Below are 19,943 nucleotides of genomic sequence, written 5' to 3'. Positions count from 1 at the left end.
AGCCTAGTGCCCACGGCCCCGCGTGCCCGAAGTACAGCAAGTTAGGCTTCTGGAAAGACCCCTAGGAGGAACCCTTGCCTGCAGAGCAGCCCACCATTCTTGCAACCTCGGGCGGTTTTAAGCCCGGCACACGCACCCGCCTGAAGTTCGACCGGTTGCTGCACCACGCCGTCGAACTCTCAGGGGTCAGCGGCAGGGCACCGAAGGTGACGCATATCGGCACCGCTGCGGGCGACCAGCGCGCGTTCAACGCTGAAATGGATGAGGCGGCATGGCTGGCGGGGTTCGACTTCAGCCACCTGAACCTCTTCACCATGCCTAACCATGCTGATCCCGAGGCACATCTGCTGGACCAGGACGTCGTGTGGGTGAACGGCGGCTCGGTGGTGAACCTGCTGGCGGTGTGGCGGGCCCACGGCTTGGAAAACATTCTGCACAAGGCATGGCAAAGCGGAGTGGTTCTGGCAGGGGTGTCCGCCGGGTCCATCTGCTGGTTCCAGGGCGGCACCACCGATTCTTTTGGGCCCGAACTGCGCGCCGTAACCAACGGCCTGGCCTTCCTGCCCTTCGCCAACGGCGTGCATTACGACTCGGAGGAGCGCAGGCGGCCTCTGGTTCACCGGCTGGTGGCGGACGGGACCCTGGGCGAGACGCACTGCACGGACGACGGCGTCGGGCTGGTTTACCGCGGCACGGAACTGGTGGAGGCGGTGGCCGAAGTCCCCGGCAAGGGCGCCTATATCGTCACCGACTCCCAGGGTGGGGATGGCGTTGTTGAGGAACGCTTGGAGCCGCGGTACCTTGGCTGAGCTCCACGACCTTTCCGCCGTCGCCCTCCGGGACAGTCTCCGGAAAGGGGAGGTCTCATCGGCGGAAGCGGCAGCGCATTTCCTGGCCCGGATCGAACAGCAGAATCCCCTGCTCGGAGCGTTTGTCACGGTAACGGCCGAACAGGCCATGGCCAGTGCCCGCGCGGCCGACGCGCTCCGAAGCAGCGTTCCTCCTGGCGAGTTGCCATTCCTGCACGGCATGCCCCTGGCCTTCAAGGACCTCACGGACGTGGCCGGCGTGGTGACCACCCACGGCAGTTCTGCCCTGGACCACAGGCCCGCACTCAGTGACGGGCCGCTGGTAGCCCTCCTCAAGGGCGCCGGAGTGGTTTCCCTGGGCAAGACACAGGTGCCTGAATTCGGGCTGACCGCCTACAGCGAAAACCGCGTGGCGCCGCCGTCGCGCAATCCCCACGCACCCAGCAGAAGTTCCGGGGGATCATCCGGCGGAAGCGCCGCGGCGGTGGCCGCCGCCCTCCTTCCGTTCGCGCCCGGCACGGACGGCGGCGGCTCCATTCGCATACCGGCCGCCGCGTGCGGATTGGTGGGCCTGAAACCGGGCCGAGGGCTGGTACCGGCCGGGGAAAGCCTGGGCGACCCTGCCCGACTGGTCGTGGCCGGCCCGCTGGCCCGGAGCGCCGCCGACGCCGCGCTGATGACGGACGCGCTGGTCCCCTCGCCTGAGTCCGTGCGCGACGGCGGCTACCTCGCGCGGGTGCACCAGGAGCCGCCGCGGCTGCGGATCGGCGTCACCCTGGACAGCCCTTGGTCCGGCACCTTTCCGTTCACTCCTGACCAGGAGGCGCTGGACGCGCTCCGGACGGGGGAGAAACTTCTGGAGCACGCGGGCCACTCGCTCAGCGAAGCGGGCATCCGCTACGACAACCGCTACCCCGATGCCTTCACCACCGCCTGGACGGCGCCGGTGGGCGCGGCCAGGATCAGCCCCCACCGCGAAGCGCTGCTGGCGCCGCTGACGCGGACCTTCCGCCGTCGGGCCCAACAGCGCAGTCCGGCAAAGTTGAACGAAGCGCTCGCGTTCCTGCGGCAGTTCCAGCGTGACACCGTGACGCAGTACGCTCAGTGGGACCTGCTGCTGATGCCGGCGCTCGCCCAGGCTCCGCGCCCGGTGGGCTGGTTCACCGGGACAGCCCATGGCGGCGACCGCTGGCCGGCGGCGCAGTGGGCAGGGGATGCCGACGGCGACTACCGGAAACAGTGCGAATTCGCGCCGTGGTCCTCGATGGTCAACGTGTGCGGCCTCCCCGCCATCACCATTCCCGTCCACTGGACCGGCAACGCCCCCGGGCTTGGGCTTCCGCTGGGGATCCAGCTGGTAGGGCCCATGGGCTCCGAGGCACTCCTGCTGCAGGTGGCCAGGGGATTGGGGTACTAAAGCTTTGCACTGGGGCTTGTTGACCTGCATCTAACGCGGGTTTAATTCTGCCGTAACCGTATTGCATAAGACTGGCAGGATCCGCACGGTTTCCGTTCCACCCAAGGCCAATACTCAACGAGGAGTTGCCCCAATGAACGCTGAACGCCCCACCACCGCCAGCGATGCCTCCCGCCAGCTGCACCTAGGCAGGCCTGACCTCAGCAATGCCAACGTCAGGGAGGACCTGGCCAGGACCGGGCGCTGTGCACTGGTGCATTTGCCAACTGGACGGATCTGCCTTCTCCCGCTCCGGCACCACGGGCCCTGCGAGTTCCACCGGCCGCAGGATGCCGACGACGTCATGTCCGGCCGCACCTAATCTGCACCCACCCTGGTCTGCCCCCACCAGATCTGCACAGGGGTGGACTCCTCGACTCCGTGGGCGAACAGGAGGACGATTAAAGGGCAGTCACCAAGAGGAGGCCTGTTATGTGTTATTCCTACAACAAGGACTTCGGGCGGAGCACCAAAAAAGAAGCTGACCGCCAGCCCGAGGCCAAGCAGGAAACCCCGGTAGAAACGCCGGAGAAGCCGGTCAAGGCACAGGACTTTATGTTCTGGGCATTCCCTAACTGGCGCAGGACACCAGCCCCGCGCACCCCGTCAGCTGAACGGAGCGAGGAGAGGGTCTGACGCCTGCACTGCAAATGACAACGGAAGGGACTCCAGTGGAGGCCCTTCCGTTGCTTCGAGGCGCGGCGGCATGGTGTTGATGCTGGATTGACCGTCGGACTCCTCACAACGGGTCCGGGGGATCTGAGCGCCGAGCAGGCGGAACACGCAAGCCGCGTTGCGGGCACGTGGCGCCTTTCGGGGCACAGCGCCTCTCCCGCGTTGTGCTGCAGGAAGACCTCCTACTAGGGTAGGACCATAAGCATGCTTAGTATTCACATCCCCAGGAAGGGAAACAGCATGAGCACCGGAAACTACCCGCCCCCCGCACCGGACCGAGAGCCGGAACCCGGCAACGGAAACTACGCCGAGGCGCCGTCTACGGCGGGGACCTCCTCCGCCGCTGGTTCCCCGGCCCCCGGGACCGGCGTAAGCCCGCCGGCTACAGAGGCCGCTCCGGCGACTGCACCCCGACCTGTCGCTGACCAGCCGGGTGTGACCCGAGCCGGAGTGGTGTGGGCCGCCGTCGTCGCCGCCCTGGTACTCCTGATCCTGCTGATCATCTTCATCCTGCAGAACCAGGACCAGGTGGCCGTCCGCTACTTCGGGCTCGAAGGATTCGTCCCGCTGGGAATGGCATTATTCATCGCAAGTGTTACTGGCGGGGTACTGGTTGCCGTAGCCGGCGGAGCCCGCATCCTGCAGCTTCGCAGGAACGCCCACCGCGCCCGGTCCCCGCAGCGGAAATAGCACGACCGCTGCCCAAGTCTGCTGCGCCCATCAGCAGAACCAGCTCGGCCGGGACGACGCCCGGACGTTGAATGACAGGCAGGTCAGCCGGCGCCCAGGCTCCGGTACTTCGCCGACCGTGCCGCCACGAGCTCCGTCACGGGTGTGGCGGCAACTGATGCCAGCTCGTACTCAATAGCGAGCGCCATCCGCCGGCAGAATTCCTGCGGTTCCCGCGACGCGTCGTCCCGCTCATCCACGATGTGGTCCACCAGTCCGTGGGCGTAAAGGGAAGCGACGTTCACTCCCTGTGCCTGCGCCATTGCGGGAGCATGGGCGGTGGTCCGGTGGACGATGGCGCTGGCCCCTTCCGGCGGCAGCGGCGAGAGCCAGCTGTGTTGGGCCGCGATGGTCCTGTCGGCCGGCAGCAACGCCAGGGCTCCTCCCCCGGCACCCTGGCCGAGCAGTACAGAAACAGATGGTGCCTCCAGCCCAATGAGCTCGTGCAGCGAGCGCGCGATCTCCCCTGCCAGCCCGCCTTCTTCCGCCTCCTGCGAAAGCGCTGCTCCTGCTGTATCGATGACCGTAAGCAACGGCAGCCGCAGCTCCTCGGCGAGCTTCATTCCGCGCCGCGCCTCCCGGAGCGACCCGGGGCCCATGCCGGCCGCGTCCCTGCGCAGCGGGCGGGCATGTCCCAGGACGATGCAGGACTGTCCGCCGAAGCGGGCCAGTGCCAACAGGAGCCCGGGGTCCTTCTCCCCCTGCCCGGTTCCGTTCAGCGGCAGTGTGTCGCTGGCACCGTACTTCAGGAGCATGCGCAGATCAGGCCTGCGGAGGCGCCGCGAAATTCCGATGGAGGTCCAGGCATCCACGGCCGCCGGCCGAACCACCATCGTCGCGGGTGCCTCCGGCCGCGCACCGCGCCCGGCGCAGAGGATGTCCAGGGCCCTGGCCACCAGATCGGCAAGATCCCCGGGTTCCACCACGCCGTCGATGAGCCCCTTGTTGAAGAGGTTTTCCGCCACCTGCACGTTCTCGGGAAAGGCCTCCCCGTGCAGCGCCTCGTAGACCCGCGGGCCCAGGAATCCGAGGAGGGAGCCTGGCTCGGCGACGTTGATGTGGCCAAGCGATCCCCACGAGGCCATAACGCCGCCAGTGGTGGGGTGGCGGAGGTAGACCAGATAGGGAAGGCCGGCCTGGCGGTGTGCCCGCACCGCCCCGGTGATCTTCACCATGGACAGGAAGGCCAGCGTCCCCTCCTGCATCCGGGTGCCGCCGGATGCAGGGCCGGCCAGGAGCGGCAGCCCCTCGGAGGTGGCCCGTTCCACGGCGCCCACTATCCGCTGCGCCGCGGCGTGGCCGATGGAACCCGCCAGGAAGGAAAATTCACTGACGATCACCGCCACACGACGTCCGCGAATGAGTCCTGCGCCGGTGACGACGGATTCATCGGTCCCACTCCGTTCCCGCGCTCTGGCCAGATCGCGGAAGTACTCATCCGACAGCGCGGGCTCCTGCGCCGGCGCATCCCAAGAGACGAAGGAACCTTCGTCCACCACAGTTTCCAGCAGTTCCGTGGCGCTCAGGTGCCGAACTTTTTCGGTTGTCGGCATGCTATTTCACCCCGGCGGCAACGGCTGCCAGTCCCAGCCATTCACGAATGGACTGCCCGTCCTCGTCCAGCAGCGGCGGTGCATCGTGCTCGGTGACGGTGGTTTCCGCACTGTCCCCGGGCGCAAAGAACCTCAGCGGGGGGCCGGGCAGGCTGACCTTGCCGAGCACTGGGTGCTCCACATCCACCACGAGGCCCTGTGACGCCACCTGCTCCCACGCGTACACCTCATCGAGCGAGCGCACCTTGCCTGCCGGGATCCCGGCGTCGTTCAGTTTCTGCAGCAGCTCCGCTGCCCCGTAGTCCGCAAAGACGCGTTCGACGGCGGCGATCACGCCCACGCGGTTCCGCACCCTTTCAGCGTTGCTGGCAAAGCCCGGTGCCGCGGGGTCGAGGCCGAAGGCCGCGGCGAACGCGGCCCACAGCTTTTCGCTGCCGACGCTGATTTGCACGCTTCCGTCCCTGCAGGCAAACAGGCCGTAGGGCGCGATGGACGGATGGTGGTTCCCCTGTGCCTGCGGAACTTCCCCCGCCACCGTGGTGCGGGTGCCCTGGAAGGCGTGCACTCCGATCAGGGAGGCCAGCAGGGAGGTGCGCACCACCTGCCCGTGGCCGGTCCGGTCCCGTTCAACGAGTGCTGCCAGTACCCCGAACGCCCCGTTCATGCCGGCGAGGAGGTCCGCGATGGGGACACCGACGCGCTGGGGATCGTCCGGTCCGGAACCGGTAAGGGACATCAGTCCCGCCTCGCCCTGGAGGATCTGGTCATAGCCACTCCGCTGGGCCTCCGGCCCGTCATGCCCAAAGCCGGTGATGGAAAGAATCACCAGCCGCGGGTTCAGCTCGTGCATTGCCGCAGGCGAGAAGCCCAGCCGGTCCATGACCCCGGGGCGGAAGTTCTCGATCACCACATCCGCGCGTTCCAGCAGTCCTCGAAGCACCGCCTGCCCATCGTCGTTCTTCAGGTCCAGGCTGATGGACTCCTTGTTGCGGTTGCAGGACATGAAGTAGGTCGACTGCAGGTCATCGGCGGGACCGACAAAGGGCGGGCCCCAGCCCCGGGTGTCGTCCCCGGTTCGGGGGTTTTCCACTTTGATAACGCGGGCACCCAGGTCCGCCAACATCATGCCGGCGTGTGGTCCTGCAAGGGCCCGGCTCAGGTCAACAACAAGATGGCCGGACAGCGGTCCTCGTGTGTTCTCGGTTCTGCTCACGTGCTGGTTCCTTTTCTCAAACAGGCGGGGAGGTGCGGGGTGGTGTCCGGTCCGCTACAGCCAGCCGGGGACCACCAGCGCCAGCCAGGCCAGGAGGGGCCCGGCCACGATCACGATGCCGCTGTAGCCAAGGATCTTTTTGTAGAACTTGTCCTTGTCCACGCCTTCCGGCGCGTTGGCCAGCACAAGCGCACCGTTGGTGGAGAAGGGCGAAACGTCCACGATGGTGGCGGAGACTGCGAGGGCGCAGATCACGCCGACAGCGCCAATTTCGCCGGTGGAAAGGAACGGCACTGCGAGCGGGATGAGTGCCGCAAGGATGGCAGTGGACGAGGCGAAGGCGGACACGACGGCCCCGATGTAGCAGATCAGCAGTGCCGCGACGAGTGGCAGGCCCATTCCGGCAACGCCGTTGGAGACGAACTCGATGGTTCCGGCTTCCTCCAGCACGCCAACAAACGTCAGCATGCCGCAGATCAGCAGCACCGTGGACCAGCTGATCTTGTTGATGGCGCCCTTCTGGGCTGCCGGTGAGACCAGCGCCAGCACGATGGCGATGGTGATGGACACAAAGCCCACATCCACCTTGAACCCGAGGGCTATAACGGCCAGTGCGATCAGGCCGGCGATTGTCACCAGCTGCGGGATGCGTTCGGAGCGCTCTTTGGTGGCCGTGACGCCGTCGCCCGCGGGGTCGCGGGGACCGTACATTCCGGAGCCGAAGCCCTTGAAGGGCACGTCCTGGCCGCCCTTGGCCCCAACGCTGACACTCATCCGCGCCTCTGCCGCCTGCTCCACAAAGTGGCTCACCCGGGAGGACAGCAGTCCCCGCCCGCCCAGGACAACAAAAAGCACAAGGGCGATGATGAGGTTGAAAACCAGGCTGGACAGGAACAGGGCCGTTGGGCTGAAGTTCAGGTCGGTTTTCGCCAGGATGCCGTTCACCGTAACGCCGTAGACGGCGATGGGCGAGAAGCCGCCGGCCTGTGCACCGTGGATCACCATCATGCCCATCAGCAATGGGTTGATCCTGTACTTCCCGGCGAAGCTGAGCGCGATGGGCGCAATGATGGCGACGGCGGCCGGAGACAGCGCGCCGACGGCCGTGATCACCGCGGTGATGGCGAACATCACCCACGGGATCAGGGCAACGCGGCTTCCCACAAGCCGCACGGCGCCGCGGACCAAAAGGTCCACGGTGCCGTTGTTCTGCGCAATGGCGAAGAGATATGTGACTCCGACGATGGTCAGGAAGAGTCCGCCCGGGAAATTGGCCAGGATGTCGTTACTGGACATTCCCAGGACAACGCTGCCAAGCAGGAAAGCGCCAACGAAGGCCAGGGCGCCCATATTCAGGGGCAGGACAGTAGCGAGCAGGAACATCGCCGCCAGGATGATGATCGACAAAACAGGAGCGGACATCGTTGGTCCTCCGATAGACAAAAGTGTGACGTGGGTTACTGGCTCACTGGACTAGCCTCCTAAACAGTGAGTCTATCTGTCAATAGAAGCTGGCCTGTATTCTGAGGGGACCTACGACTTAGCGAGGGCTTTGTGGAAAAGACAGCACGGCTTGGACTGGAGCGGGTAACCCGCCCCCGCCTGTACGAACAGCTGGTGGAGCAGATCCTCGCCTATATCGAATCTGCCCAGTTGCGGCCGGGCGATCTCCTGCCGGCGGAACGGGACCTGGCCGAGCGCTTGGGTGTTTCCCGGGCCACCCTTGCCCAGGCCCTGGTGGCCCTCGAGGTGCTGGGCGTCATTGACGTCCAGCACGGGACGGGCGCCGTACTGGCGCGGCGTCCCAGCGTAGCCTCCGTGATCAAAGGGTTGCGCGAGCATCAGAGCCGGCTCCCCGAGATTGTTGAGGCCCGCAGCACGCTGGAGGTCAAACTTGCTGCCCTCGCCGCAGCCCGCCGCACCGACGAGGACCTCGCTGCGATTGACCACGCGCTGGAAGTTATGGCCCGGGAAATCAGCGGCGGCGATCGCGGCGCCCACGGCGATGAGCTGTTCCACGAGGCCATCACCGGAGCAGCGCACTCCGCAGTGCTGGCGCAGCTCATGGCATTTATCGCCGAAATGATCCTCGAAACAAGGATGGAATCCCTGGGCCAGCCGGGGAGGCCCGAGCAGTCGCTCGCCTCGCATCGCAAAATTGCAGACGCCGTCCGGGCAAAGGATCCCGAGGCGGCAGGCGAAGCGATGCTGGCCCACATCGAGCTGGTGTCGGACGTGGAACTGCTCCGCTAGGGTTTCACACAGCCCGACCCACCAGAACCTGCCACCCAGTCTCCTACCCCAGACAGCATGGCCCCATTTCCGGTTCTCCTTGCCCGCCTAACCCGGTGTGATGGAACTTACGTTCTTCACAAGGAGTTGGCCATGGCCGCAACAAGCAGTGCCGTAGAGGCACGATCGATTGAAATGATTCCGCCCCGCGAGCGCCACGGCCACCCGCGGGGGCAGTTCACGCTCTGGTTCGGCGCCAACGCCCAGATCACCGCCATCGTTGACGGTGCCCTCGCGGTTGTTTTTGGTGCCGATGCTTTCTGGGCGATTGTTGGGCTGCTGGTGGGCAACGTCGTGGGCGGCGCCGTGATGGCCCTGCACTCAGCCCAGGGACCCAAACTCGGCCTGCCCCAGATGATTTCCAGCCGGGCCCAGTTCGGCGTCTACGGAGCGGTCATTCCGCTGGTCCTGGTGATCCTGATGTACGTGGGGTTCGCCTCCACGGGAACGGTGCTTTCCGGCCAGGCCATCAGCCTGATGCTCGGAGTGGAAGCCCCAGCTGTCGGCATCCTGATCTTCGGCGCCGCAACCGCCCTGCTCGCGATCCTGGGTTACAAGTACATCCACGCCCTGGGCCGCATCGCCACCGTGGTGGGCCTGGCGGGATTCCTGTACCTGACCGTCGCCGTCGTCACCAAGTTCGACGTCACCCAGGTGATGATGGTGAAGGGCTTCGAATGGCCTACGTTCCTGACTGCCATCGCCCTCGGTGCGGGCTGGCAGCTCACGTTCGGCTCGTACGTGGCCGACTACTCCCGCTACCTGCCCGCCGACACCTCCGAGCGCAAGACCTTCTGGTACACCTTTGCCGGGTCAGTCGGCGGCGCTCAGTGGGCCATGACTTTGGGCGCCATCGCCGGCGGGCTCTCCGCCGCGAAGCTTGGCGGCGACTTCCTGAAGAACCAGGTGGGCTACATGGGCGACCTTGCCGGCGGCGGCTTGATTGCAATCTTTATCTACCTGGTAATCGTCACCGGCAAATTGACCGTCAACTGCCTCAATGCCTACGGCGCCTTTATGTGCGGAGTCACCATCAGCACCGCCGTCAACCGCCGGGACTCGGTCTCCAAAACCATGCGGATCGTCTTTATCGTGGCGGTGATCGCGGCCAGCGTCCTGATTGCGCTTTTCGCCAGCAAGGACTTCCTGAACCTCTTCAAGAACTTCGTCCTGTTGCTGCTGATGGTGTTCACACCGTGGTCCGTGATCAACCTCGTGGACTACTACAAGATCTCCCGGGACCGGCTGGACATCCCCGCGCTCTACAACCCGGACGGCCGCTATGGCCGCTGGAACGCCGCGGCGCTGGTGTCCTATGGGGTCGGCGTCGTGGTCCAGATCCCGTTCCTCGCGCAGGCGCTGTACACAGGACCCGTGACGCGCTGGCTGGGCGGCGCTGACATCTCGTGGCTGGTGGGGATCGCCGTCACCCTCGCGATCTACTACCCGTGGGCGAAGGCCACCAACCGCGCGCCGGTCGAATCAATCTATCCGGACAGCCCCGTGGAAGGCCTTCCACTACCGGCCGGGACCAAAGCATAGAGGCGCGGCGGCGGCCCCGGCACGTTAGCCCGGGCCGCCGTAGGCCGCTGGTTCAGAAGGTGGAGGTGGTACCACTGGTGGTTGTACTGGCGACGGCCAGCCCGATAATGAGCAACAGCCAGAACGCGCCGTAGCCCAGCAGGCAGAGGTACCCCAACACCAGGCCGGTGATGGACATGCCTTTGCCGGACGGCTCGCGTTTGAGCGCCATGTGGCCGGTGATGATTGCGGCGATCTGCGGCAGGAGGAGGAAGCCCATGATCACCGAGGCAATGCCGCACACCATGCTCGCGATGCTGAGTGTCTTCGGCTCGGGCATGCCGTAATACCCGGGCTGGCTGTAGGGAATCCCCGTTTGGCTGTAGGGGCCCGCGGGCTGGTTGTAAGGGCTCGGCGGCTGCCCATAGGCTGCACCGTACTGGCCGGAGCCTCCGTACTGGTTTTGCCCGTAGCCGCCCTGTTCACCACTGCCCTGCCCATAACTGCCTTGCCCGTACTGCGGCTGGGACGCGTGCTCCCCACCGTGGGGCGGGGCAAACCTGGGCGGTTCAAAGCCCGAGGGCGTGCTGCCGTCAGGGCGTTCGGGTTCGGGCCGGTGGGCGGGCTGGTCAGTCAAAGTTTCCCCCTGGGAGTTTTGCTCTCCAGCCTACCGGCGGCTGGTTTATTGCCCCCAGTACGGCAGCACGTACACGGCGAAAATGACAAATGCCGCCAGGAGTGCCAGTGTTCCTGCCCCCGTTGTGCCGTGCTGGCGGGTCTCCGGGTTCCGCCTGCCAGCGGCTGTTTTCGGCTCGTTCCCCCGGACCTTGGATCGGGGAGGGATAGGACGGGGAGACACCGGACGGGCAGACGACCGCCGGGCAGGGACGGGACGAGGCTCCCTATCGCTATTCGTGTGCGCTCGACGCGGATCGGCCGGCCTTACCACCGTGCCCGGCCTAACACTACGGAACGCCGTAATGCCCGGTTCCTGTTCATGCGTGAGCTGCTGTCCGAGGTGTGCATAGAGCCCCACCACGGTCTGCTGGTCAAGCACCGGGGGCAAGGCCTCGATGGCCCCCACAACGCGCTGGGCGCCGGCCACGGGCACGTCCGCGTTCGTCACACCAAAAAGGTCCGGCTGCGCAGCCATACAAATGAGCGGACGGACCAACCTGCGGTGCGGCGGCGCCATTACGGAGGCGACGGCGGCGCACTGGGCCAGTGCGCCCTCTACCGCCTGGGTGCGGGCGTAGCGGCCCTGCCACAGCACACCGGAAGCGACCCGGACTTCGCCGGTCCAGTTCTTGGCGTCCACCACCACCACGCCGCCCGGCCCCACCAGGACGTGATCCAGGTTGGCCTTTGGCCGGCCCGGCCAGTGCACGTCGTGCAGCACATACCAGCCGCGCGGCACCAGCTCGCTGAGCTTTTCCTCCACCACCCGCCCGCCGGGGGCGCCGGCGTCCCAGGCCTTGGTGGAGCACTCTGCCTGGTCGAGCTGGCGCTTGAGCCTCGCGACCCTTTCCGCAGCCAGCCTGGAATGCTCCGCTGCCCCGTCCCCTGCCCCCATGGCCGTCCCTGCTTTCCGCACTGGAATACCGACGGCGGAAGGCCGCCGTCGTCCTTTTCTTCGGACATTCCGCCCGATTTTTCGAAAGTAACAGGGCGCAAAGGCAGCGGTATATAGGTACTTTTGCGGTCCGGTACTCAGGTGGGCTACTTAGTTGTGACGTTGTTCCGTCACAGGGGCCGGACAAAGTGGCCGGATTGTGGACGGGTCGTTTTGACTGCGGCCCGGGTCTGGCATGCTGTAGCCATGGCTAGCCGCGCGGGTACAGTTGCCCAACCCCAGGACCTTGTTGACATCACTGCGCTCCTTGACGCGTATTACGACATCACACCGGATCTGGGTGATCCAGGCCAGCGCGTGGCGTTCGGCACTTCGGGTCACCGCGGCTCGAGCCTCAAGGCCTCATTCAACGAGAAGCACATCGTGGCCATCACACAGGCCATCGTGGAGTACCGGGCGGGGCAGGGCATCACTGGCCCGCTGTTCCTGGCCAAGGACACCCACGCCCTCAGCGAGCCGGCGCAGAATTCCGCGCTCGAGGTGCTGGCTGCCAACGGCGTCCAGGTCCTCATCGACGCACGCCACGGTTACACGCCCACCCCGGCCCTGAGCCACGCCATCCTCACCTACAACCGGAACGCCGGTGCCGGCGCTCCCCAGGCTGACGGCATCGTGGTCACCCCCAGCCACAACCCGCCGGCCGACGGCGGCTTCAAGTACAACCCACCGCATGGCGGGCCCGCCGATTCGGATGCCACCGGCTGGATCGCCAACCGCGCCAACGAGCTGCTCGAAAACGACCTGCGCGGTGTGAAGCGCATCCCGCTGGCAGACGCGCTGGCCGCCGATACCACCGGCAAGTTCGACTTCCTCAGCAGCTACGTGGATGACCTGCCTTCCGTCCTGAACCTGGATGCCATCCGCGAGGCCGGCGTCCGCATCGGCGCTGATCCGATGGGCGGCGCCGCCGTGGACTACTGGGGGGAGATCGGCGAGCGCCACCACCTGAACCTCACCGTGGTCAACCCCTCCGTGGATCCGCAGTGGGCCTTTATGACCCTGGACTGGGACGAGAAGATCCGGATGGACTGCTCATCTCCCGCCGCCATGGCCTCGCTGATCCAGCGTATGGCAGACGCGTCGTCTTCCGGCCAGCCCGCTTTCGATATTGCCACCGGCAACGACGCCGACGCGGACCGCCACGGCATCGTCACACCTCTTGTTGATGGGGTGGGCGGGCTGATGAACCCGAACCACTACCTCGCCGTGGCCATCGATTACCTGTACCGGAACCGCAGCGGCTGGAACCCGAATTCCGTGGTGGGCAAGACCCTCGTGTCTTCCTCCATCATCGACCGCGTGGCGGAGAGCCTGGGCCGCAAGCTGGTGGAGGTTCCGGTCGGCTTCAAGTGGTTTGTGCCGGGGCTGCTCTCCGGGGAGGGTGCGTTCGGTGGCGAGGAATCGGCCGGCGCCTCGTTCAACAAAAAGGACGGCAGCGTCTGGACCACGGACAAGGACGGCATCCTGCTGGCCCTGCTCGCTTCCGAGATCACCGCGGTCACGGGCAAGTCTCCGTCGCAGCTCTACAAGGGCCTCACGGACCAGTTCGGCGCGCCCGTTTACGCCCGCATTGACGCAGCAGCCACGCGGGAGCAGAAGTCGGCACTGGGCAAGCTGTCGCCGTCGGACGTTACGGCAACTGAGCTGGCCGGAGAGCCGATCATCTCCAAGCTCACCGAAGCACCGGGGAACGGCGCGTCGATCGGCGGGCTCAAGGTGGTCACGGAGAACGCCTGGTTCGCCGCCCGCCCGTCCGGCACCGAGGACGTCTACAAAATTTACGCCGAGTCCTTCAAGGGCGAGGAGCACCTCACGCAGGTGCAGGCGGAAGCCAAGGCCCTGGTGGACGGCGTTATCGCCTAAGCGGTTTCTTCCCGGCTCCACAGTTTGAGGATGCGCCGGACGGTTCTGTCACCGTCCGGCGCCATGTCCACCAGCGCGATCCGGTCCAGCACGACGGCGTCGCCCGGGTTCAGCCGTTTGTCACCGTGGTGTGAGACGTGGGGCCGGTAGCCGGACATGGTGTGGGCCGGCGTGAGGACCTTGCCACCGAGGCTTTCGACTGCTTCAACCAGCTGCTGGTGCAGGGCCTGGAGGTCCGCGTGCGGCTGGATGAGGCTGACCGGCACTGACCCGTTCCGGCCAAACCTTGCGTCCTCCCCGACGGTGAGATTGGCACCCAAGGCCACCCCAGCGTGCGGAGCCGCCACCGCGGCGACCTGCTCGGCAGCACCGTCACTGTCGACGTCGAACCTCACCAGCGTGACGTGCAGGGGCCAGTGCGGCCGCGGGAAAACCAGCCCATCCGTCACGGGCTCGACAAAGGCAACCAGGATGAGGTTCCGCATCTGCCCAGTCTGCCACCGCGCACTCCCCCAGACGCTCTCTCAGTTAATGCGACTTAAACGCAGACGCTCTCTCACGGGTGAGAGAGCGTCTGGAAAAAGGGTGCTTTAAGTGATGGAGCGTTAGACGGTGCGGACGACGTCCTGGTAGGAAAACTTGGGCTTGGCTTCGCCCCAGGCGTCCACGGCGGGCTGGCCGATGTTGACCACAAGGAAGCTTTTCTGGTCGCCCGTTGGGAAGAACGCGGCGTCAATGGCGCCGAAATCTGCGCCGGTCATGGGACCCGCGGCAAACCCAAGGGACCGCACGGCCAGGATGAAGTAGCCGGCCTGCAGGTGTGCGTTGTTGTTGCCCGTGGATGCTGCGAGCTCCGGGTTGGCGTCGTACATGGCCTTCGGAGCGTTGTAGCCGGGGAGGAAGCTGTCCCACTGCTCGGCCCAGTCGGTGTCGTAGCTGAGGATGGCCACCAGCGGCGCGGAGGCGGTTTTGGCCTTGTTCCCGTTGGAGAGGGCGTCAACGAGCGTGGCGCGGGCTTCGTCGGAGCGGACGTAGGTAACGCGCAGGGGCTGGGAGTTGAAAGCCGTGGGGCCGAACTTGGTCAGCTCGTAGATGGCCTGCGCCTGCTCTTCGGTCACCTCTCCGGTGAAGGAGTTGGCAGTGCGTGCCTGGGCGAAAATGGCGTCCACGGCGGCCGAATCGATGACTGCTTCTTCGTGGGCAATGGTCATTGGCTTACCTTTCGCTGCGCCTCCCCGCTGCTTGGGGCGGCCTCGATGCTATCCATAGTTGCAACTTCAAGTAGCCGGGTCCTCTTCCCATGACGGCAGGTGACATCGAACACAGCTGACCGGCAGCAAAGGCGGGCGGTATTCTGGAGCACGTTGATCTTCGCCCTCCCCGGCATTCCCTTTTGAAAGGCCTCCCGCCCATGAGCATGCTCGGAATCAAATGGAAGCTGCATGGCACCGGTAAGTCCATCAAGCCCGGCCACGTTGTGGCCCCTGATGAGCGGCTCGCCTGGCCGCTGACCATCGGCGTGGGCATGCAGCACGTGGTGGCAATGTTCGGCGCCACGTTCCTGGTGCCCATCCTCACCGGCATGCCGCCCGCCACCACGCTGTTCTTCTCAGGTATCGGCACGCTGCTTTTCCTGGTGATCACCAAGGGCCGGGTGCCCAGCTACCTCGGCTCAAGCTTCGCGTTCATCGCTCCCATCATGGCGTCCCAGCAGCAGTTCGGCGTGCCCGGGGCCCTCGGCGGCGTGGTGCTGGCGGGCGCAACCCTGGCCGTGGTGGGCGCCATTGTGCAGAAGTTCGGTGCAGGCTGGATCAACCGGCTCATGCCGCCGATCGTCACCGGTGCCATCGTGGCGCTGATCGGCCTTAACCTGGCCCCCGCCGCGAAGAACAATTTCGACGCCGCCCCCGTCACCGCCGTCGTCACGCTGGCCACCATCATCCTGGTGAGCGTCCTCTTCCGTGGCATCCTGGGCCGCCTGAGCATCCTCGTGGGTGTGGTGGTGGGCTACCTCGTGGCCATGCTGCGCGGCGAGGTGAGTTACGGGAAGATGGACGCCGCCGCCTGGGTGGGGCTCCCACAGTTCCAGACCCCCGAGTTCCATGTGGGCGTCCTGGGCCTGTTCGTACCTGTGGTGCTGGTGCTGGTGGCCGAAAACATCGGCCACGTGAAGTCAGTTGCCGCAATGACCGGCCAGAACCTCGACGGCGTCTCCGGCCGCGCGCTGATGGCCGACGGCGCCGCCACCGTCCTGGCCGGCTTCGGCGGCGGTTCCGGAACCACCACCTACGCCGAAAACATCGGCGTTATGGCCGCCACCAAGGTCTACTCGACGGCGGCCTACTGGGTGGCGGGCGTCTTCGCCATCCTGCTGAGCTTCTCCCCCAAGTTCGGCGAACTCATTGCCACCGTTCCCCCGGGTGTTTTGGGCGGCGCCGCCACCATGCTGTACGGCATGATCGGCATCCTGGGTGTGAAGATCTGGGTGCAGAACAAGGTGAACTTTTCGAACCCGGTGAACCTCACCACCGCAGCCGTGGCCCTGATCATCGGCATCGCCGACTACACGTGGACCATCGGCGACCTCACGTTCACGGGCATCGCACTCGGTTCCGCCGCCGCCCTGGTGATCTACCACGGCATGAAGGCCATCGCGAAGGCCCGCGGCACCGTGGCGGAGCCTGAAACAGAGCAGGCCGGCCTGCCGCCGGCAGCCAAGGCGGCCATGAACGCAGCAGCCAAGCGCACGCCCAAAAAACGCTAGCGCCACATCAGCTAGGCCACTTCCCCGGCTTCCTCAGCGTCCTCAGGTCCGTCCCCGCCCTCCAGCCCGGAGGTGGTCTGGAGCCCGAAGCCGCCCGCCGTCGGCATACCATCCTCTGGCAGGTTCGCCATGCCCATTCCGGCCGGATGGCCGGGAGGGAACGGACCAGGCAGGCCAAGGCCGAAGACCGGGCCCGCCTGCGGCCGCTTCGCCGCCAAAGACTCAACCGGGTGGGGCCGCAGCCGGTCAAGGACCCAAGGAAACAGGTACTGCCGCGCCCAAACCAGATCATCCGCCCTTGCCTGTTTCCAGCCATGGGACGGAACAGGCCGCGGCTGCAGGGTCTTGAGGGCATGCGGCACCCCCAGCGCGTCAAGGGTGGCGACGGCCACCACGTGGTGGCCCAGCGGCGAAAGGTGCAGCCGGTCCCTGTCCCACATCCGGGCGTCGTGAAGCGCTGGCAAGCACCACAGGTCCACCATCACCGCGTGGTGACGCAGTCCGATTGTGTGGAGGTGCTCGTTGTAGACGGCCAGCCTTCCCCGGATCTGGCCGAACATCGGCGTACTGCCCCAGTCCGGCCCGGCGAACAGCAGGACGGTGCCGCCGTTTTCAGTCAGCTGGCCCACGGCCAAGTCCATCTTCTCGGCCAGCTTGTCAGGATCGCCGCGGTGGAAAACTACATCGTTTCCGCCGCCGGACATTGCTGTCAGGTCCGGTTTGAGGGCAAGGGCCGGCTCGACTTGCCGGTCCAGGATCTCCTGGAGCACCATTCCCCGCACGGCAAGGTTGGCGTAGGCGAAGTCGCTCTGGCCGTTGCTGAGTTCCTCGGCGGCCCGGTCAGCCCAGCCGCGGAGCCCGCCGGGGCTGCGGGGCTCCGGGTCACCGATTCCTTCGGTGTAGGAGTCGCCAAGGGCTACGAAGCGGTGCCACGGGTGCCGTTCGGCCGGCGGCCGTCCAGGGCGCGTCTCTTGCTCTTCGATGGTCATGCCGGCCGTCCTTTCGCCGTCGTCGTCGTCGTGGAAGGGTAGGTTTCCGGGGCAGCAACTGCCTCGAGCGGCTGGTCCAGCTCCGCCGGGGCCATCAGGCGGAAGTCCTCCAGGTCATCGGCCAAGTCCCGCCGGGGCGCGGACGGATCCCGGCCAGGGCCAGGAGCAACAACATTCAGGGCCGCATCCCGCAGGCCCCACTCGTGGTGCGACGCCTCCCTCTGCAGGAAGCGCAGGGCACCTTCCCGGCTGAGGCCGTACTCGTCCATGAGGCTGCGCACCGCCAGATCCACCAGGACCAGCGAACTTTGGGCGACGGCAAGGCCCGCCGTGGCCTCCGCCCGCTCGGCCACCCTGACCACTACGCGCAGCGAGCGCGCCACCTGCTGCACGTAGCTGCGGCTTCGGAGGAGGTCATCGCTGGTAAACGCATGCGGCGAAGATGCATAAAGATTGATGGCTGCGCTCGTCCCACCCTCGGACACGATGGGCACTGACAGGAGGGACTGGACACCGTGACCGGCCGCCGCACTCGCGTACCCAGGCCAGCGCCGGTCCCGCCCGACATCGGAAAGCAATACGAACTCGCCGCTGCGCAGCGCTTCGATGACCGGTCCGTCAGCAAACGAACACTGTTCCCGGTCCGCCTCGAGCGCCCGGTCGGTGCTTGCAGCCAGGGTGCGCGCCTTCCCGAGGCGGAGGAGGGTGGCGGCCCAGCCGATACCGCGGATTTCGCCCTCAATGTCCGTCATGAACTCGCGGGTGACCTCCCAGAGGTAGTTTTCGACGTCCTTGCTGTCGAAAACCGGCTCCGGGGGCAGTGGAGGCGGTCCCCATCCGACCTGCTCCGTGGGTCCTGCGGCCATGTTGCATGCCTTGGTTGAAGCGCTGGCGGCCTACTGCAAAACCTGGTTCTAAGGATACGTCCCGCGCCGTGCGCGCGGGAGGGGGCAGTGCGGTTGCATGCCTAGTCTGATTCGCCGGCGTTCCCTGCGTACGCCTGCGCGTTTGCGGTTAGTACGACGTCATATGCCTCCACCTGCCGGTCCGTCACCGTGGTGGGGGACTCCAAATGGACAGCGCCCGAGGGCAGGATACCGGCAGCTCCGTATCTCTCCATGACCTCCCATTGGGCCACAACGTCCTCGCCCGCGTGGTCGACCGGAAGGCTTGTCCAGAAAGCAAAGCCGCCAGCGGTGTTCAGGGCTTCCCGCCGGTAGAGCACACATCCGCCAAGCCAGGCCACGCGATAGGGCAACCACTCCCCCGGTTGCAGGGAAAGGTCAGCGCTGAGGTGGCTGAGATTTGCGGCGTTATGAAGCGGCCAGCGGTCAAATTCAGGGGCGCCGGGCCGGATGCGCTCAGCGGTGACGGGACCGTCCCACGCTTCAAAGCCGGCTGTCTGCTCCGGCCGCCTGTCGTCAAGGTAGGACAAGCCCTGCGGAGCCATCCCCACAAAACCGCAGTCCAGCTCGTCGAGCGACCGGCTGAGCCGTTCCAGCGCTCCCGGTTCCAGCCAGATGTCATCATCAAGGAAAAGGCTCTGTTCGGCCGTCGACTGATCCAGCAGGAACTGGCGGTGCTCCGCCAGTCCGCGCCGGGGCAGGTGCCGGAGCAGCGTAACCTGGCGGCCCTGTGCTTCGAGGACGCGGACCATCGCCGCCGCGGCCGGATGTTCCCAACCGGGAGTATCCGTGGACTGGTCGCTGACCACCACGCGGAAGGTCGGATCGGCCTGTCCTGCCAGTCCGGCCAGCGTCACGGCCAGTTCTGCCGGGCGGTTGCACGTGGGAATCAGCACGTCCACTGCAACACTGTCCGGCACCTCAACACGCCGTGCCCACTGTTCTGATGATCTCCTGCTCACACCCAACCTCCTGGCGCCTGCCTCGGCATTGATAGTGAATGGGGTTCGTCGTGTGCTGTACCCACTTCAGCTTCCATGTATGCCCGGGCACGGCGAAGGCCTCCGCCCGGTGCCACACGGGGGCAGCAGGGGGAGGCCTTCAGCGATCAGGTGCACTCTCTCTTAGGGAGCGGCACCCGACGGGTTATCCGGCGTCGAAGCTCTCGCCGCCGTCGTCGTTCGGTGACTTTTCCTTGGGCAAGTCGTTGCCGCTGCCGTCCGGGATCCCGGTGGCTTCCTGCCCGGGCTCGGAGGACACCGGGGCAGAGCCCTGGGAGTCGTCGTTCGACTCATCCAGTTCAGCTTCGCCGGAGGGAAGGTCCACGTCCCGGGGCACGGGGTCCCCGCCGGTGCCGGACTGCGGCTCATTTGTGTCCACTCCGCCCGTGCTGCCTGCGGCCGAGCCGTCTACGGAGCCCTGGGCTCCTCCCATTTCCTGCTCAGCGGTGGGGGTGCCATATCCACCGGGGTCCGACTCCGGCTGGGCGTGCTGGTTTTCCTGTGTCATGGTTCCTCCTGTTGTGCGTTGAATGAAAGCTG

20 protein-coding genes are annotated in these 19,943 nt (G+C 66.2%); 9 read left to right on the top strand and 11 right to left on the bottom strand.

Annotated features, from left to right (window positions below):
- Positions 1-74 precede the first annotated feature (74 nt).
- From CXQ88_RS10510 to CXQ88_RS21770, 5 genes are all read left to right on the top strand, one after another.
- The gene (locus CXQ88_RS10510; RefSeq protein ID WP_104044119.1) at positions 75-809 is read left to right on the top strand and encodes a peptidase E; all 735 of its coding nucleotides are present in this window, start codon (positions 75-77) and stop codon (positions 807-809) included.
- Entirely contained in the window at positions 802-2,226 is a 1,425-nt protein-coding gene (locus tag CXQ88_RS10505) for an amidase (RefSeq protein WP_104044118.1), read from the top strand. The genes CXQ88_RS10510 and CXQ88_RS10505 overlap by 8 nt, the downstream gene beginning before the upstream one ends.
- A gap of 133 nt (positions 2,227-2,359) precedes the next feature.
- Positions 2,360-2,587, top strand: a complete 228-nt coding sequence (locus tag CXQ88_RS10500; RefSeq protein ID WP_104044117.1) for a hypothetical protein — start codon at positions 2,360-2,362, stop codon at positions 2,585-2,587.
- A gap of 110 nt (positions 2,588-2,697) precedes the next feature.
- Positions 2,698-2,901 carry a hypothetical protein gene (locus CXQ88_RS10495; RefSeq protein ID WP_104044116.1) on the top strand — a complete coding sequence of 68 codons (204 nt, stop codon included), beginning with the start codon at positions 2,698-2,700 and terminating at the stop codon, positions 2,899-2,901.
- A gap of 279 nt (positions 2,902-3,180) precedes the next feature.
- On the top strand, positions 3,181-3,630 hold the full coding sequence (locus CXQ88_RS21770; RefSeq protein WP_181037473.1) for a LapA family protein: 450 nt from the start codon (positions 3,181-3,183) through the stop codon (positions 3,628-3,630).
- 83 nt (positions 3,631-3,713) lie between these two features.
- Here the strand turns inward: CXQ88_RS21770 and CXQ88_RS10485 are convergent, their stop codons facing one another.
- From CXQ88_RS10485 to CXQ88_RS10475, 3 genes are read right to left on the bottom strand one after another with little or no spacing between them, the layout of a single operon-like run.
- The gene (locus tag CXQ88_RS10485) at positions 3,714-5,222 is read right to left on the bottom strand and encodes a carboxyl transferase domain-containing protein (RefSeq protein ID WP_104044115.1); all 1,509 of its coding nucleotides are present in this window, start codon (positions 5,220-5,222) and stop codon (positions 3,714-3,716) included.
- Position 5,223: 1 nt separating this feature from the next.
- Entirely contained in the window at positions 5,224-6,435 is a 1,212-nt protein-coding gene (locus tag CXQ88_RS10480; RefSeq protein ID WP_104044114.1) for a CaiB/BaiF CoA transferase family protein, read from the bottom strand.
- A 54-nt stretch (positions 6,436-6,489) separates the two neighbouring features.
- On the bottom strand, positions 6,490-7,857 hold the full coding sequence (locus tag CXQ88_RS10475) for an SLC13 family permease (protein WP_104044113.1): 1,368 nt from the start codon (positions 7,855-7,857) through the stop codon (positions 6,490-6,492).
- A 132-nt stretch (positions 7,858-7,989) separates the two neighbouring features.
- Here CXQ88_RS10475 and CXQ88_RS10470 point away from each other — a divergent pair, with 132 nt between their 5' ends.
- Positions 7,990-8,688, top strand: coding sequence for a FadR/GntR family transcriptional regulator (locus CXQ88_RS10470; protein ID WP_104044112.1), 699 nt, complete (start codon positions 7,990-7,992; stop codon positions 8,686-8,688).
- A gap of 132 nt (positions 8,689-8,820) precedes the next feature.
- Positions 8,821-10,269: a purine-cytosine permease family protein gene (locus CXQ88_RS10465; RefSeq protein ID WP_104044111.1), complete on the top strand. Its 1,449-nt coding sequence runs from the start codon at positions 8,821-8,823 to the stop codon at positions 10,267-10,269.
- Positions 10,270-10,321: 52 nt separating this feature from the next.
- Here the strand turns inward: CXQ88_RS10465 and CXQ88_RS10460 are convergent, their stop codons facing one another.
- Positions 10,322-10,885 carry a DUF4190 domain-containing protein gene (locus CXQ88_RS10460; RefSeq protein ID WP_104044110.1) on the bottom strand — a complete coding sequence of 188 codons (564 nt, stop codon included), beginning with the start codon at positions 10,883-10,885 and terminating at the stop codon, positions 10,322-10,324.
- 45 nt (positions 10,886-10,930) lie between these two features.
- The gene (locus tag CXQ88_RS10455; protein ID WP_104044109.1) at positions 10,931-11,821 is read right to left on the bottom strand and encodes an NERD domain-containing protein; all 891 of its coding nucleotides are present in this window, start codon (positions 11,819-11,821) and stop codon (positions 10,931-10,933) included.
- A 246-nt stretch (positions 11,822-12,067) separates the two neighbouring features.
- On the opposite strand from CXQ88_RS10455, the gene pgm reads away from it, so the two are divergent.
- Positions 12,068-13,744 carry a phosphoglucomutase (alpha-D-glucose-1,6-bisphosphate-dependent) gene (pgm, locus tag CXQ88_RS10450; protein WP_104044108.1) on the top strand — a complete coding sequence of 559 codons (1,677 nt, stop codon included), beginning with the start codon at positions 12,068-12,070 and terminating at the stop codon, positions 13,742-13,744.
- Here the strand turns inward: pgm and CXQ88_RS10445 are convergent.
- The gene (locus CXQ88_RS10445; protein WP_104044107.1) at positions 13,741-14,229 is read right to left on the bottom strand and encodes a 2'-5' RNA ligase family protein; all 489 of its coding nucleotides are present in this window, start codon (positions 14,227-14,229) and stop codon (positions 13,741-13,743) included. The genes pgm and CXQ88_RS10445 overlap by 4 nt on opposite strands.
- A 120-nt stretch (positions 14,230-14,349) precedes the next feature.
- On the bottom strand, positions 14,350-14,955 hold the full coding sequence (locus CXQ88_RS10440) for a malonic semialdehyde reductase (protein WP_104044106.1): 606 nt from the start codon (positions 14,953-14,955) through the stop codon (positions 14,350-14,352).
- A gap of 200 nt (positions 14,956-15,155) precedes the next feature.
- Between CXQ88_RS10440 and CXQ88_RS10435 the strand changes: the two genes are divergently transcribed.
- A complete protein-coding gene (locus CXQ88_RS10435) occupies positions 15,156-16,508 on the top strand; it encodes a uracil-xanthine permease family protein (RefSeq protein ID WP_104044105.1) in 1,353 nt (450 codons plus the stop codon).
- 11 nt (positions 16,509-16,519) lie between these two features.
- Here CXQ88_RS10435 and CXQ88_RS10430 read toward each other — a convergent pair whose 3' ends face one another.
- The 4 genes from CXQ88_RS10430 to CXQ88_RS10415 all read right to left on the bottom strand — a co-directional run bounded on the left by CXQ88_RS10430 (position 16,520) and on the right by CXQ88_RS10415 (position 19,911).
- Complete coding sequence (locus CXQ88_RS10430; RefSeq protein ID WP_104044104.1) at positions 16,520-17,497, bottom strand: SGNH/GDSL hydrolase family protein; 978 nt, start codon at positions 17,495-17,497, stop codon at positions 16,520-16,522.
- Positions 17,494-18,363 (bottom strand): GAF domain-containing protein, encoded by an 870-nt coding sequence (locus CXQ88_RS10425; RefSeq protein WP_104044103.1) that lies wholly within the window; start codon positions 18,361-18,363, stop codon positions 17,494-17,496. Before CXQ88_RS10425 ends, CXQ88_RS10430 begins: the two co-directional genes overlap by 4 nt.
- Before the next feature lie 101 nt (positions 18,364-18,464).
- Positions 18,465-19,364 carry a glycosyltransferase gene (locus tag CXQ88_RS10420; protein WP_258061811.1) on the bottom strand — a complete coding sequence of 300 codons (900 nt, stop codon included), beginning with the start codon at positions 19,362-19,364 and terminating at the stop codon, positions 18,465-18,467.
- A 184-nt stretch (positions 19,365-19,548) separates the two neighbouring features.
- Positions 19,549-19,911, bottom strand: coding sequence for a hypothetical protein (locus CXQ88_RS10415; protein WP_104044101.1), 363 nt, complete (start codon positions 19,909-19,911; stop codon positions 19,549-19,551).
- Between the last annotated feature and the right edge of the window lie 32 nt (positions 19,912-19,943).

The organism is Arthrobacter sp. ZGTC412 (genome assembly GCF_002929215.1).
In the GTDB taxonomy this organism is placed as follows: domain Bacteria; phylum Actinomycetota; class Actinomycetes; order Actinomycetales; family Micrococcaceae; genus Arthrobacter.
Note: the sequence above shows the minus strand (reverse complement) of the source record. Positions and strands in the feature narration are given on the sequence as shown.